Origin of the sequence: Baekduia sp. (assembly GCF_035685985.1) — a bacterium.
GTDB lineage: Bacteria > Actinomycetota > Thermoleophilia > Solirubrobacterales > Solirubrobacteraceae > Baekduia.
This window is the reverse complement of record NZ_DASRZV010000014.1, coordinates 71,965-85,540: the sequence shown is the minus strand read 5'-3', so window position 1 is coordinate 85,540 and position 13,576 is coordinate 71,965. Positions and strand designations below refer to the sequence as shown.

Below are 13,576 nucleotides of genomic sequence, written 5' to 3'. Positions count from 1 at the left end.
TCCGGCGGTAGCAAGTGGAAGTGCCGTCGCTCAACGGATAAAAGGTACTCCGGGGATAACAGGCTTATCGGGCCCAAGAGTCCACATCGACGGCCCGGTTTGGCACCTCGATGTCGGCTCGTCGCATCCTGGGGGTGGAGTCGCTCCCAAGGGTTGGGCTGTTCGCCCATTAAAGCGGTACGCGAGCTGGGTTCAGAACGTCGTGAGACAGTTCGGTCCCTATCTGCCGTGGGCGTTGGAGAGTTGAGAGGATTTGCCCCTAGTACGAGAGGACCGGGGTGAACGCACCTCTGGTGTATCTGTTGTCCTGCCAAGGGCATAGCAGGTTAGCTACGTGCGGATTGGATAACCGCTGAAGGCATCTAAGCGGGAAGCCAGCCTCAAGATGAGCTCTCCCATCTCCTTGAGAGAGTAAGAGCCCTGGTAGACCACCAGGTTGATAGGCCAGATCTGGAAGTGCGGTAACGTGCGAAGGAGACTGGTACTAATGGCTCGAGGGCTTGACGGTTTTATTTTCTTTCGTCTGTGAATTACCAATGTGGTGGGCTGTGCGGTTTTGAGGGGCCGCCGGGACTCTCGTGAGTTTCCGGTGGCTTTGGCGAGAGGGAAACACCTCTTCCCATTCCGAACAGAGAAGTTAAGCCTCTCAGCGCCGATGGTACTTGGCCCGCAAGGGCCCGGGAGAGTAGGACGCCGCCGGTTTAATGTCAGACGAGCCGCCTTCGGGCGGCTCGTCGCATTTAACGCTTCGGCTACCCTCGGGCGGCTCGTCGCGTTTCGCGCCCCGCGTGCCTTCGCGCCCCGCGTGCCTTCGCGCCCCGCGTGCCTGAGGCCTCCCGTGCCCGTCGGTCCCGCACGCCTTGTTCCTCACGACGTCGCGCCTGCGGTCTGGCGCGCCTTGTCCCCCATGTCGCGCCTGCGGTCCCGCCGCGCTGCGCGCGGGCTCGTTCGGAGTCCCGCTTCTCGCGCCGCCTCAGGCCTGGCAGCCCCGCCTGCAGCTTCCCGCCTCGGGCGCAGAGCGTTGCTGCTGACCGCTGCTGCGTCGCGGTCGCGCTCTGTCGTCGCGGGGGTGAGGGTGGTGGTGCCGTCGCTGCGGGCCGGTCGTCACTTCGTGACATCGCCACCGCCACTCCGGGTCGCGCTTCCTCGCGGTGCCGCGAGCGTTGCGCGCCGTTGTCGCTGCCCGCGGCTGGCGGGCGTCGTTGGCACCGATCCTGCTGCTGACGCTGCGGTCGGATGACGACGTCACAGATTGCCGACCTTCCTCGGCTTGGGCTACGCCCCGGCCGTCCGTGGCGTCACTGCTCTTGGCGCCCGCGCTGCCCTGCTGTGCTGTTGGCCCGGTCGCTTGGGGCAGCCATGTGCGCTCGCCGACGCCGGCTGTGGACGTGGCTCACCGCGTGCGCGGATCGCGCGTCTGTCCGGATCCCGTCTAGCGCGCACGCGCCTGCGGGCTCAGGTCGTCCGCCCGTGGCCCGTCCAGCGCCCGGCCTATTCGCGCCCGACGAGCGCTGCCCTCTGCCTGTACGTGCCAGGCCTGCCGGAGTCCGGAACGTCGGTCGGGTCGTCACCGGCTTTCAACCTGGACGTGATCGGGGTCGCATGCTGGTCGCCGGGCGCTCGGCGTGGTGTTTTGTGTCATCGCCCGGCGTGGCGGAATTGAAGTGAAGTCGAGCTGTTGCGCCCGTATGGCGCCGGTGAGGTGACTCGAACGTGACTGCAACCCGTGGTGAGGGCGTGTGGCGCGGATCCCTCTTCCGCGCTTCGGCGTCCGGATAGCGTGCGGGTGATGACGGGTTTGAGGAGTCGGTTCGATCCGGAGGTGTCGTTCGCGATCGAGAGGGTGGCGAGGCGGGCGTGGCCGGCGGAAGAGGTGGAAGAGGTCGAGGGGTGGTGGTTGCGCCGGACGGAGGGGGTGGACAGGCGACGGTCGAACTCGCTGCTGCCGCCGGTGGACTCGGGGAGGGCGGTGAGGACGGTCGAGCTTGCGCTGGCGACGGCGGAGGAGTTGGGCTTCGACGGGGTCGTGCAGGTGTCGCCGGCGGAGGTGCATCTGCGGTTGGACGAGGCCCTGGAGGACCGCGGGATGACGTTCGGGGGCCGGACGTTCGTGTTGGCCGGCGCGATCGCGTGCGGTCGTCGGGTCGAGGGGGTCCGGCTGGGCGCGCTGGACGGCGCGTGGGTCGAGGCCTGGGAGGCGGTCGGGGGAGGGGACGGTGCCCGCGCGACCGCGGAGCTGGTGCTGTCGCAGCTGGATGGGCGCGCACGGTTCGCCATGGTCGACACGCCGGACGGAGCGCCGGTCGCCGTGGGGATCGGCATGGTCGACGAAGGGTGGTTGGGCGTGTTCTCGTTGACGGTCGCGTCGGCCGCTCGACGCCAGGGCATCGCGACGAAGGTCATGGATGCGTTGGAGCACTGGGGCGCCGAAGCGGGCGCGCGCGGCGTGTACCTGCAGGTCGAGGCCGAGAACGAGGCGGCGCTCACGCTGTATGCGCGACGGCGCCTGCACGTCGCGCACAGCTACCACTACCGGTCGGTCTGACCGCCGCGCTCAGCTCGTTGTCTGGTGCAGCTGGATGAGGTTGCCGCAGGTGTCGTCCAGCACGGCGGTCACGACCGCGCCCATGGTCGTCGGCGGCTGCGTGAAGCCGACGCCGAGGGCGGTCAGGCGGGCGTGCTCGGCCTCGACGTCGTCGACGGCGAACGAGGTGTAGGGGATGCCGTCGTCCACCAACGCGGCCTTGAACGTCTTGGCGGCCGGGTGCGCGTCGGGCTCGAGGACCAGCTCGACGCCGTCGGGCTGCTCGGGCGAGACGACCGTCAGCCAGCGGTGCGTGGGGCCCAGCGGGATCTCGGTGCGCTTCTCGAAGCCGAGGATCTCGGTGTAGAACTTCAGCGCCTTGTCCTGGTCGTCCACCAGGACGCTGGTGAGGTTGATCTTCACGGCTCCTCCGTCTCGGTCGGGCGCAGCCAGCGGTCGGTCAGCGTCGCCAGCGGCGCCGGCTGCGGGTCATGGAACTTGCATCGGCCCTCGCGGCGGGTTCGACGAGCCCGGCCCGCTCCAACACGTCGAGATGCTGCGAGATCGCCTGGCGCGACAGCGACCGCTCATGGCGCATGGTCAACCGCGCGCGGAGCTCGAACAGCGTCTGCCCGGAGCGGTCGGTCAGCTCGTCGAGGATCGCTCGGCGCGTGGGATCCGCGAGGGCTCTGAAGGCGTCTCCCACGCCGCCGGACGATAGGCAAGGTGGCACTTGCCGGTCAATCGGAGGCCGCGTGAAACGCGCCGCGGGCCGCCTGTTGGCGGCCCGCTCGCTGTTTGCCCATCGTCTCCCGGTGCGCCCACGGCCTCCCAGCTGGGGCGCAAGTACGACAACTACCTGAGGATGTCACCGCACGCTGGTTCGAGCGCGATGCCGCGGGCGCGAGGCCACTGGCGTCGTGCAGGAGTGCGCTCGCTGAGGCACCCCGCCGGGGCGACCCGCGCGTGAGGGCGCGCGGAGCGGACGGCGGTGAGGATGGGCCTCCGCGAGGTCGTCGGCGTGGAAGCGCGGCGGCAGCTCGTCAGCGAGCGTGGCGAATGCGACGACCAGGTCGACGGCACGCCGGACGGTCCCACGCCAAGAGCGCTGCGCCGTCCGGGGATCTGCGGTTGGGGAGAACATGTGTTCGGCAAGCTATTCGGGCGGTCGGACGGAACCGGCCAGAACACGTGTTCGCCTGGCGAAAGCGCCAAGATTTGGCTTGGGAATGCGGAATTTGCGCGACAATCCTGCAACAGAAGTTGCGGGGCCGGCCGCTCCGCGCGGCCGCGCGCTAGACCGTCGAGCCCAGCGAGGACCAGACCTCGATCTTCGTCTTGACCCGCTCGACCACCGCGTCGGTGAACTCCGTCGTCCCCGCCGCGCCGCCCAGGTCGTGCGTCCGGACGCCCGAGGCGACCGCCTCCAGCACGCTCTCGTACACCGCGCGCGACGCGCGCTCGGCGCCCGCGTGTCCGCGGTCGCCCGCGTAGTTCAGCACCGCGCCGCACGCCAGCAGCATCGCCATCGGGTTGGCGATGTCCTTGCCCTGCAGCGCCGGCGCCGTGCCGTGCGGCGCCTCGGCCATCGCGACCGTCGTCCGGAAGTCCTCGTCGAAGGCCAGCAGCACGCTCTCGGCGCCCGCGATCGAGCCGAACATCGGCATCACGAGGTCGCTCAGGCAGTCGCCGTCGCGGTTCAGCGCCGGGATCACCAGCGGCGAGTCGGCGGCGCCGGAGATCAGGCCCGCGTAGGTCGCGTCGATCAGCACCGGCTCGTACCAGACGTCCGGATGGCGCTCGGCCGCCCGGTCCATCTCCTCCTTCAGCATCCCCTCGTACACCGGGGAGACCGTCCACTTCGGCCCGCCGTACACCTTGCCGCCGGTCTTCTTGGCCGTCCGGAACGCGTACTCGGCGACCGCGCTGCACACCGAGCGCGAGATCTTCTCGGTCCGGTAGGCGATCTCGTCCGGCGCGCCCTCGTCGCCCTCGCGCCACTGCTTGGCGCCGTAGGCGTCGTCGACCGCCATGCGCACGACGCTGATCGGCAGGTAGACGCCCGCCACGGGGGTGACGCCCGGGATGCGCCGGCCCGTCCGGATGATCACCTTGCCGTCGACGCCCTCGCGGACGATCCGGTTCGGCGAGCCGACGTCGTCCTTGCCCTCCGGCGTCACCGTCGCGGCCTTGATCCCCAGGCCGGACGCGCGCATCGCCGCGGCCGCCTCCTCGACGATCCCGTTGCCGGTCTCGCGCCGGCGCTCCAACGACAGGTCGAAGCGCTCGAGCTCGATCGGCAGCCCGACGACCTCGGGGTCCAGGACGCGCAGCGACTGCTCCAGCAGCTCCTGCCCGGTCTCGTCGCCCTCGAGGATGGTGATCGTCAGCGGTTCGTTGGACACGCACCCAAAGTAGCCACTGTGCCGGTCCGACGGCGGCGCGGCTACCCTGCATGGCAGCGATGCCCGAGCCCTGCAGCTGGTGCGGCACCCCGGTCCCGGCCGACGACGGCTTCCGCGTCGCCGAGCCCGAGGAGCGCCGCAAGGCCGTCTTCTGCCGCCTGGAGCACATGGTGCCGTGGATCATCCAGGGTCCCGCGTGGGACCAGGGCCGGATCGTCCCCAGCGGCGAGCCCGACGACGCCCTCGGCCGCTGCGCGCTGTGCGGCGATCCGCTCGGCGTCGAGCGCATCCTGGTCGTCCGCCATCGCGGGCAGCACCGGATCGGCGACGCGTTCTGCCGCCTGGAGCATCTCGAGGCCTGGGCCAAGGGCGGCGGCCGCTACAAAGCCGCTTCCTGAGCGCTGAGCGTGCGCCAGCGCGTGGCCGCCAGCGCGGCCGCGACCCCCGCCGCGCTCGCTGCCGCCAGGCAGCCCCACTGCCAGCTGACGCCCTCGACGATCGCGCCCGCCGCCCAGTTGCCCGCGGCGATCCCCGCGACGAGCGCCATCGTCGGCCAGGTGTAGGCCTCGGTCTCGGCTCCGGCGGGCGCGACGTCGCCGGCGATCTGGTTGGCCGCCGTCAGCGTGGGGGCGATGCAGCAGCCGGCGATCAGCGCCAGCACGCCCATGACGACCATCGACGGCGCGAGCGCGAGCGGGAGGTACCCGAGCGGCAGCAGCGCGGCGAAGCGTGCGTAGCGCCGTCCCGGTGACCCCGACCACGAGCGCGCGCCGTAGGCCAGGCCGCCGAGCGCGCTGCCCAGCGACCACGTCGCGACGAGCACGCCGGACAGCGAGCGCCAGCCCTCGTGCTCGCTGAACGCGGGCAGCGTCACCTCCATCGCGCCGAAGCAGAAGCCCATCGGCGCGGTCGTCAGGATCAGCGTCCGGATGCCCGCCGAGCGCAGCGCGCCCCACGGGCCGTGCGCCGCCGCGTGCGCGCTGACGACCCACGCGCGAACCGGCGGCTGCACCATGTACCCGGCCAACCCCACCAACAACAGCACGGGGGAGAGCACGAGCGCCGCGGCCGGGTCCAGCAGCGCCGCCAGCGCGGCGGTCAGCAGCGGGCCGCTGACGAAGATCAGCTCGACCAGGACGCCCTCCAACGCCAGCGCGGTCGAGAGCAGCCCGGGCTCCTCGTCGGCGAGGATCCGCGGCCACATCGCGCGCGAGATCGACCCCAGCGGCGGGATGAACGCGCCCGCCGCGGCCGCCAGCGCGATCAGCACGCCCAGCGGCGCGCCCGCCAGCCCGAGGGCGACCAGCCCGGCCATCGCGGCGGCGTGCAGGAACGAGAACGGGACGACGACCGGCGCCAGCCCGCGGCGGTCGATCAGGCGCCCGATCAGCGGCGACGACAGCCCGACGGCCGCGCCGAAGCCGGCGGCCACCGCGCCGGCCGACGCGTAGGAGCCGGTGTGCTCGCGGCAGAACAGGACGATCGCCAGGCCGTTGATCCCGATCGGCAGCCGCGCGGGCAGCTCGGCCAGCAGCAGCGCACGGGCGTGCGGCACGCGCAGGACGCGCGCGTAGCGCTCGCGGGCGCCGTTCACTCGCGCGGCCTCAGGCGGCGGGGTCCGGCTCCGCGGCGCTCTTGCCGTGCAGCTCGAGCTCGTCGGCCCGGTCTTCCAGCGCGGCGATGATCGTGCGGATGTGCTCGTCGAAGTCGACGCCGAGCTCCTCGGCGCCCTCGCGGACCTCGTCGCGGTTGACGGCCGCGGCGAACGCCGGCGTCTTGAGCTTCTTCTTGACCGACTTGGGCGTCATGCCGTGGATGCCCTCGGGGCGCACGTAGGCGCAGGCCACGATGAACCCCGACAGCTCGTCGACGGCGTACAGCGTCTTGGCCATCGGCGTCTCGCGCGCCACGCCCAAGAACGGCGCGTGGCCGGCGATCGCGTCGACGATCTCGGGGTCGACGTCCCGCTCGCGCAGCGTGCGCAGGATCGTCCGCGGGTGGCCGTTCTCGGCGTCGTCGAGGTCGGGGTAGCGCTCGTAGTCGGCGTCATGAAGCAGACCGGCGACGGCCCACCGCTCCTCGTCCTCGCCGTTCTTGCGCGCGTAGGCGACCATCGAGGCCTCGACGGCCAGGCAGTGCTTGCGCAGGCTCGGCGATTGCACCCATTCCGTGAGGAGGTCCCACGCGTCCTCCCGCGAAAGCTGCGACGACATGGCTGTTACCCTAGCCCAGCGCCCCGCGACCGCCGCATCGAGCCGATCCGGGCGCTTCGACCGTATGGAGAAGTTCGTCATCGACGGCGGCGCGCCGTTGTCCGGGACCGTGGTCCCGGCCGGCAACAAGAACGCCGCATTGCCCTGTCTCGCCGCCTCCGCGCTGACCTCGGAGGAGGTCGTCGTGCGCAACGTCCCGCGCATCCGGGACGTGCAGGCCATGCTCGACCTCCTGGAGGACCTCGGCGCCACCGTGGAGTGGCGCGGGGACCACGAGGTCGCGATCTGCGCCGCGGGGATCACCGCGGACTCGCAGGTGGATCCGCGCATCTCGAGCAAGATCCGCGCGTCGTTCCTGCTCGCGGGCCCGCTGCTGGCGCGCTTCGGCCGCGCCGACATGCCGCCGCCCGGCGGCGACGTCATCGGCCGCCGGCGCCTGGACCCGCACCTGGACGCCTTCCGGGCGCTGGGCGCGCGCATCGAGCAGCACGACCACACCATCTTGAAGCTCGCGGGCACCATGCGCGCGGGCGAGATCTTCATGGACGAGCCGTCGGTCATGGGCACCGAGAACGCCCTGATGGCCGCCGCGCTGACGCCGGGCGAGACCCAGATCTTCAACGCGGCCTCCGAGCCGCACGTCGTCGACCTCGCGCGGATGCTCGTGAAGATGGGCGCCGACATCCGCGGCATCGGCTCCAACGTCATGCACGTGACGGGTCAGGACGCGCTCGGCGGGACCACGCACGACATCGGCCCCGACCACATCGAGATCGGGTCGTTCATGGCGATGGCCGGGATGACCGGCGGCGAGATCCGCATCAAGGACACCGAGCCCGACGACCTGCGGATGATCCGCCTGGTCTTCAAGCGGATCGGGCTGGAGACCCAGCTGGACGGCGCCGACGTGATCGTGCCCGGCGGGCAGAAGCTCGTCGTCGAGCGCGACATGGGCGAGCACACGTCCAAGGTCCAGGACGGGCCGTGGCCGGCGTTCCCGGCCGACCTGACGTCGATCGCGGTCGCGCTGGCGACGCAGAGCGAGGGCGAGGTCCTGGTCCACGAGTGGATGTTCGAGTCGCGCCTGTTCTTCTGCGACAAGCTGATCGCGATGGGCGCCAACATCTTCATCGCCGACCCGCACCGGGCGCTGATCCACGGGCCGCGGCGCCTGCGCGCGGCGCGCGTGGAGTCGCCCGACATCCGCGCGGGCATGGCCGTCCTGCTGGCCGCGCTGTGCGCCGAGGGGCGCACGGAGATCGGCAACATCCGCCAGATCGACCGCGGCTACGAGCGCATCGACGACCGCCTGCGCGAGCTGGGCGCGTCGATCGAGCGGGTGGCCGAGCAGCCCGCGCTGGCCTAGCCCGCGGCGAAGTTCGCACTTCTGTCACACCCCGCGCGTCTTCCGGGCCACGTGGTCTCGTAGTCTGCGGACTCCGATGATCCACCCGATCCCCAACGGGACGCGAGACGTCCTGCCCGACGAGATGCGCGAGCTGCGCGCGATCACCGAGGCGATGCGGGGCGTGTTCGAGCATCGGGGCTATGGCGAGGTCTGGACGCCGACGATCGAGTTCGAGGACGTCCTGCGGCGCGGCGAGACCGGGGTGGACCCGGCCTACCGCGTCTTCGACGACCACGGGCACGTGATGGCGCTGCGACCGGACATGACCGTGCCGATCGCGCGGGTCGCCGCGACGCGCTACGCGCACGCCGATCCGCCGCTGCGCTTCTGCTACTTCGCCCACGTCTACCGCGGCGTGCGCCCGCACCGTGGGCAGAACCGCGAGTTCCTGCAGGCGGGCGTCGAGCTGCTCGGCTCCGAGGGGCCGGACGGGACCGTCGAGGCGCTCACGCTGCTGTGCGAGGCGCTGGACGCGACCGGGCTGACCGGCTACCGGATCGCGCTGGGCAGCGCGTCGCTCTACCCGGCGCTGATGGAGACCTTCGACGTGCCCGCCGACGTCGGCGAGGGGCTGCTCGCCGCGCTGGGCGCCAGCGACTTCGTCCGTCTCGAGCGGCTGGTCGGCGAGCACGGGCTGAACGACGCGCTGGTGCGGGTGCCGCAGCTGCGCGGTGGTCCCGGGGTGCTCGACGAGGTCACCGGCGGCGAGGCCGACGGGCTGCGGGCGATCGTGGCCGGGCTGCCCGCGGCGGTCGCCGACCGGATCGTGCTGGACCTCGGGCTGGCCCGGGGCCTGGGCTACTACACGGGGGCGGTCTTCGACGTGCTGGACCCGGCGCTCGGCGAGCCGTTGGGCGGCGGCGGGCGCTACGACGACCTGCTGGCGCGCTTCGGGCGCGACCTGCCGGCGGTCGGCTTCGCGCTGAACGTCGACCGCGTGCACCTGGCGCTGGCGGGCGAGGAGGCGGTCGCATGACTCGCGATCCGGACCGGTTGACGATCGCGGTGCCGCGCGGCGCGATGCTGCGCGAGACGCTCGACCTGCTCGACGCGGTCGGCGTCGACACCGCCGAGGTGCGCGCCAACGACCGCAAGCTGCTCTTCGAGGACGTCGGGATCGTCACGATGCGGCCGTCCGACGTGCCGACCTACGTGGAGGCGGGCGCGGCCGACGTCGGCATCACCGGCAAGGACGTGCTGACCGAGCAGGAGGAGCGCGAGGTCGTCGAGCTGCTCGACCTCGGGCTCGGGCCCTGCCGGATGATCCTGGCGACGGTCGCCACGCCGGAGGGCGAGCCGGACCCGGCGTCCGAGGCGCTGCGCCGCCTGGGCGTCATGCGCGTCGCCACCAAGTACTACAAGATCGCCACGCGCTACTTCGAGGAGACCGGCCGCGCGGTCGAGATCGTCGAGGTGAAGGGGTCGGTCGAGCTGGCGCCGTTGACCGGCCTGGTCGAGGCGATCGTCGACCTCACCGCGACCGGCACCACCCTCAAGGAGAACGGCCTGGTGATCCGCGAGGAGATCCTGGCCTCGACCGCCCGCCTGATCGCCAACCCCGTGGCCCACAAGCTGAAGTCCGCCGCCATCGACGAGCTCACGCGCCGCATGCGCGACGCCGTCGCCCCGACGTCCTCGGCCTCGGCGGCATGAGCGTCGAGCGCTTCGAGGTCGAGGCCGGCGGCGGGGCGACCGCCGCGGCCGAGGCGCTGCGGGCCCTGGCGCCGGCGGGCGTGTCGGTCTCCGGCACCGTCAACGAGATCGTGGCGTCGGTCCGCACCCGCGGCGAGCAGGCGCTGCTGGAGTACGTCGAGCGCTTCGACGGCGTCACCGGCGCGCTGCGGGTCTCCGACGAGGAATTGCAGGCGGCGCTGGCGCAGCTGGACCCGGAGGTCCGGGCCGGCCTGGAGGTCGCGATCGCCAACGTGCGCGCGGTCGCCGAGGCGGGCCTGGCCGCGGACAAGCTGGTGGAGCTGCCCCAGGGCCAGACGGTCACGATCCGCGAGACGCCGGTGCGGCGCGCGGCGATCTACACGCCGGGCGGGCGCAACCCGTACCCGTCGACGGTCGTCATGGGCGTGGTCACCGCGCGGGCGGCGGGCGTCGACGAGGTCGCGGTCTGCGCGCCGGGCGGGCACCCGACGATCCTGGCGGCGGCCGCGCTGTGCGGCGCCGACGAGGTCTGGCGGATGGGCGGCGCCCACGCGATCGCGGCGTTCGCCTACGGCACCGACTCGGTCCCGCGCGTGGACGTCATCGCCGGCCCGGGCTCGCTGTACGTGCAGGAGGCCAAGCGCCAGGTCAGCGGGGACGTCGGCATCGACGGCTTCGCGGGCCCGTCCGACCTGCTGGTGTTGGCCTCCGCCGACGCGGACGCGGCGCTGGTCACGGCGGACCTCGTCGCGCAGGCCGAGCACGGCGTCGGGACGATCGCGGCGCTGGTGACCGACGACGCGGCGCTGGCCGACGACGTCGCGGCGCGGCTGGCCGCCGGCCAGGAGGGGGACGCGGCGACCGCGGTCGTGCTGGCGTCCTCGATCGCGGAAGGGCTGCTGGTCGCCGAGGCGTTCGCGCCCGAGCACCTCGAGCTGGTGGGGGCGGGCGCGGAGGCGGTCGTCGACGAGGTGCGCTCCGCGGGCTGCGTGTTCGTGGGGCGCGAGAGCGGCACCGCGTTCGGCGACTACGTGGCGGGGTCCAACCACACGCTGCCGACCGGCGGCGCGGCGCGCTTCACGTCCGGGCTGTCGACGCGGCAGTTCCGCCGGCGCATGAGCGTGGTGCGGATCGACGGCGCCGCGGGCGCGCTCGCGAAGGCGGGCGTGCCGATCGCGGAGGCCGAGGGCTTCACCCGGCACGCGGAGTCGATGCGGGTTCGAGAGAATCCCCCGCGATGACGCGCACCGCCGAGATCGCCCGCCAGACCAAGGAGACCGACGTCCGCCTGACGCTCGGCCTCGACGGCGAGGGCGCCGGGACCCGCGAGACGGGCGTCGGCTTCCTCGACCACATGCTGGACCTGCTGGCGCGGCACGGGCGGCTCGACCTGGTCGTGGACGTCCAGGGGGACCTGGAGACCGGCGCGCACCACACCGTCGAGGACACCGGCATCGTGCTCGGCCAGGCGCTCGACCAGGCGCTGGGCGACCGCGCCGGGATCTTCCGCTACGGCCACGCGGTCGTGCCGATGGACGAGGCGCGAGCGTCGGTGGCGCTGGACCTGTCGGGCCGGCCGTTCCTGGCCTGGGAGGTCGACCTGCCCGGCGGCGGCACCGGCAACTTCGACCACGAGCTGGCCGAGGAGTTCTTCCGCGCCGTGTCGTCGGCGGCGAAGATGACGCTGCACGTCACGCTCGAGGCGGGGACCAACGCCCATCACATGATCGAGGCGATCTTCAAGGCCTTCGCGCGGGCGCTGCGCGCGGCGATCGCGATCGACCCGGCCGAGCAGGGCCGCGTCCCGTCGACCAAGGGGACGCTGACCTCTTGACGGAGGCGCGCGCATGACCGCGGGCGTCACGCTCGGCCTCGTCGACTACGGCATGGGCAACCGCCGCTCCATGGAGAAGTCCTTGGAGCGGGCGGGGGCGACGGTCGTGCTCACCGGCGACCACGCCGCGCTGCGCGCGGCCGACGGCCTGGTCGTGCCGGGCGTCGGCGCGTTCGGTCGCGCGATGGCGTCGCTGGACGAGAGCGGGCTGACCGCGCTGATCCGCGAGCGCGCGGCCGAGGGCGTGCCGGTGCTCGGCGCGTGCCTGGGCATGCAGCTGCTCTTCGAGAAGTCCTATGAGTTCGGCGAGCACGAGGGGCTGGGGCTGCTGCCCGGCGAGATCGTGCCGCTGGACACCCGCGGGCAGAAGGTCCCGCAGATCGGGTGGAACAACGTGCGCTGGTCGCGCCCGTCGCCGCTGAGCGAGGGCCTGCCGGACCCGGCGCCGTTCTACCACGTCCACAGCTTCGTTCCCGGCATCGACCTCGACAGCGAGATCGCCCTGGGCATCAGCGACTACGGCAGCGAGTTCGCCTCCGTGGTCGGCCGCGGGAACGTGTTCGGCACCCAGTTCCATCCCGAGAAGTCCTCGCGCGACGGCATCGCCCTCCTGGCGAACTTCGTGCGGGTCTGTACGTCAGTGGAGGCGACGGCAGCTTGATCCTGTATCCGGCGATCGACATCAGCGAGGGCAAGGCGGTCCGGCTGGTCAAGGGTGACTTCAACCAAGTCACCGTCTATGAGGACTCGCCGCTCGAGGCGGCGCGAGCGTGGGTCGAGGCGGGCGCCCGCTTCCTGCATGTCGTGGACCTCGACGGGGCGCGCACGGGCTCGCCGAAGTCGCTGGATCACCTGGAGCGGATCGCCTCCGAGCTGCACGTGCCCGTCCAGTACGGCGGCGGGCTGCGGTCGCTGCCGGCCGTCCGCGACGCGCTGCGCGCCGGCGCCGAGCGCGTGATCCTCGGCACGGCGGCGTTCAACGACATCGACTTCCTCGACGACGTGCTCGGCGCGTTCCGCGACCGGACGATCGTGTCGGTCGACACGCGCGGCGGCAACGTCTCGACGTCCGGCTGGCAGGAGACGACGCAGATGCCGGCCGCGGCCGTCATCGAGCGCCTGCAGAACCGCGGCGTGCGCTCGTTCGTCTACACCGACGTCGACCGCGACGGCATGCTCGGCGGCATCAACTTCGAGGCGGTCAAGCGCATCGCCCAGGTCGTGCGCGGGCGCTTCATCTACTCCGGCGGCATCGGCTCGCTGGAGGACCTGCGCGGCCTGCGCGACCTGCGCCAGGTCAACCTCGGCGGCGTCATCGCCGGCAAGGCCCTGTACGAAGGTCGCTTCACGATCGCCGAGGGCCAGCAGGCGCTGCAGCCCGAGGCGGCCGACAAGGCCGACAAGAAGCCCTACCGCGCGGTGCCGGCCAACGACTGACCGCCGGGCGCGCCCGCGCGCGCCTCGCGGGGCGCACCGAGATGCGGGTCACTGCGGACGTCCCATGGACGTCGGGAGTGACCCGGATCGCGGAGGGCCGTG

Annotated in this window: 13 protein-coding genes, 2 rRNA genes and 1 pseudogene; 11 read left to right on the top strand and 5 right to left on the bottom strand. The window is 72.2% G+C overall.

The annotated features are described in order from the left end of the window. The 3 genes from VFG42_RS06990 to VFG42_RS06980 form a co-directional block, all read left to right on the top strand. A 23S ribosomal RNA gene (locus VFG42_RS06990) occupies window positions 1–508 on the top strand; the annotation flags it as partial. Window positions 509–585: 77 nt separating this feature from the next. Further along, window positions 586–702: ribosomal RNA gene (rrf, locus tag VFG42_RS06985) — 5S ribosomal RNA — on the top strand. 1,120 nt (window positions 703–1,822) lie between these two features. Then, complete coding sequence (locus VFG42_RS06980) at window positions 1,823–2,545, top strand: GNAT family N-acetyltransferase (protein ID WP_324906686.1); 723 nt, start codon at window positions 1,823–1,825, stop codon at window positions 2,543–2,545. A gap of 9 nt (window positions 2,546–2,554) precedes the next feature. Here VFG42_RS06980 and VFG42_RS06975 read toward each other — a convergent pair whose 3' ends face one another. The 3 genes and pseudogenes from VFG42_RS06975 to VFG42_RS06965 all read right to left on the bottom strand — a co-directional run bounded on the left by VFG42_RS06975 (window position 2,555) and on the right by VFG42_RS06965 (window position 4,929). After that, window positions 2,555–2,947, bottom strand: coding sequence for a VOC family protein (locus tag VFG42_RS06975; protein WP_324906684.1), 393 nt, complete (start codon window positions 2,945–2,947; stop codon window positions 2,555–2,557). Then, window positions 2,944–3,230 (bottom strand): annotated as a pseudogene (locus VFG42_RS06970) (ArsR/SmtB family transcription factor). Before VFG42_RS06970 ends, VFG42_RS06975 begins: the two are co-directional and overlap by 4 nt. Before the next feature lie 589 nt (window positions 3,231–3,819). Beyond that, window positions 3,820–4,929, bottom strand: coding sequence for an isocitrate/isopropylmalate family dehydrogenase (locus VFG42_RS06965; protein ID WP_324906680.1), 1,110 nt, complete (start codon window positions 4,927–4,929; stop codon window positions 3,820–3,822). Window positions 4,930–4,988: 59 nt separating this feature from the next. Here VFG42_RS06965 and VFG42_RS06960 point away from each other — a divergent pair, with 59 nt between their 5' ends. Beyond that, the gene (locus tag VFG42_RS06960) at window positions 4,989–5,327 is read left to right on the top strand and encodes a hypothetical protein (protein ID WP_324906678.1); all 339 of its coding nucleotides are present in this window, start codon (window positions 4,989–4,991) and stop codon (window positions 5,325–5,327) included. On the opposite strand, the gene VFG42_RS06955 is transcribed toward VFG42_RS06960, so the two are convergent. Continuing rightward, on the bottom strand, window positions 5,309–6,523 hold the full coding sequence (locus VFG42_RS06955) for an MFS transporter (protein WP_324906676.1): 1,215 nt from the start codon (window positions 6,521–6,523) through the stop codon (window positions 5,309–5,311). The two genes, VFG42_RS06960 and VFG42_RS06955, sit on opposite strands and share 19 nt — an antisense overlap. A gap of 10 nt (window positions 6,524–6,533) precedes the next feature. Then, window positions 6,534–7,142, bottom strand: a complete 609-nt coding sequence (locus tag VFG42_RS06950) for an HDIG domain-containing metalloprotein (protein WP_324906673.1) — start codon at window positions 7,140–7,142, stop codon at window positions 6,534–6,536. A gap of 64 nt (window positions 7,143–7,206) precedes the next feature. Here VFG42_RS06950 and murA point away from each other — a divergent pair, with 64 nt between their 5' ends. The 7 genes from murA to hisA all read left to right on the top strand — a co-directional run bounded on the left by murA (window position 7,207) and on the right by hisA (window position 13,474). Further along, window positions 7,207–8,508, top strand: coding sequence for a UDP-N-acetylglucosamine 1-carboxyvinyltransferase (murA, locus tag VFG42_RS06945; protein WP_324906671.1), 1,302 nt, complete (start codon window positions 7,207–7,209; stop codon window positions 8,506–8,508). Between the two features lie 76 nt (window positions 8,509–8,584). Continuing rightward, the gene (gene hisZ / locus VFG42_RS06940; protein WP_324906669.1) at window positions 8,585–9,526 is read left to right on the top strand and encodes an ATP phosphoribosyltransferase regulatory subunit; all 942 of its coding nucleotides are present in this window, start codon (window positions 8,585–8,587) and stop codon (window positions 9,524–9,526) included. Then, the gene (hisG, locus tag VFG42_RS06935) at window positions 9,523–10,203 is read left to right on the top strand and encodes an ATP phosphoribosyltransferase (RefSeq protein ID WP_324906667.1); all 681 of its coding nucleotides are present in this window, start codon (window positions 9,523–9,525) and stop codon (window positions 10,201–10,203) included. Before hisZ ends, hisG begins: the two co-directional genes overlap by 4 nt. Then, entirely contained in the window at window positions 10,200–11,444 is a 1,245-nt protein-coding gene (hisD, locus tag VFG42_RS06930) for a histidinol dehydrogenase (RefSeq protein WP_324906665.1), read from the top strand. The genes hisG and hisD overlap by 4 nt, the downstream gene beginning before the upstream one ends. Further along, complete coding sequence (gene hisB, locus VFG42_RS06925) at window positions 11,441–12,037, top strand: imidazoleglycerol-phosphate dehydratase HisB (RefSeq protein ID WP_324906663.1); 597 nt, start codon at window positions 11,441–11,443, stop codon at window positions 12,035–12,037. Before hisD ends, hisB begins: the two co-directional genes overlap by 4 nt. Window positions 12,038–12,050: 13 nt before the next feature. Beyond that, window positions 12,051–12,698 (top strand): imidazole glycerol phosphate synthase subunit HisH, encoded by a 648-nt coding sequence (gene hisH / locus VFG42_RS06920; protein ID WP_324906661.1) that lies wholly within the window; start codon window positions 12,051–12,053, stop codon window positions 12,696–12,698. Further along, window positions 12,695–13,474: a 1-(5-phosphoribosyl)-5-[(5-phosphoribosylamino)methylideneamino]imidazole-4-carboxamide isomerase gene (gene hisA, locus VFG42_RS06915; RefSeq protein ID WP_324906660.1), complete on the top strand. Its 780-nt coding sequence runs from the start codon at window positions 12,695–12,697 to the stop codon at window positions 13,472–13,474. Before hisH ends, hisA begins: the two co-directional genes overlap by 4 nt. The last annotated feature ends 102 nt before the right edge of the window (window positions 13,475–13,576 follow it).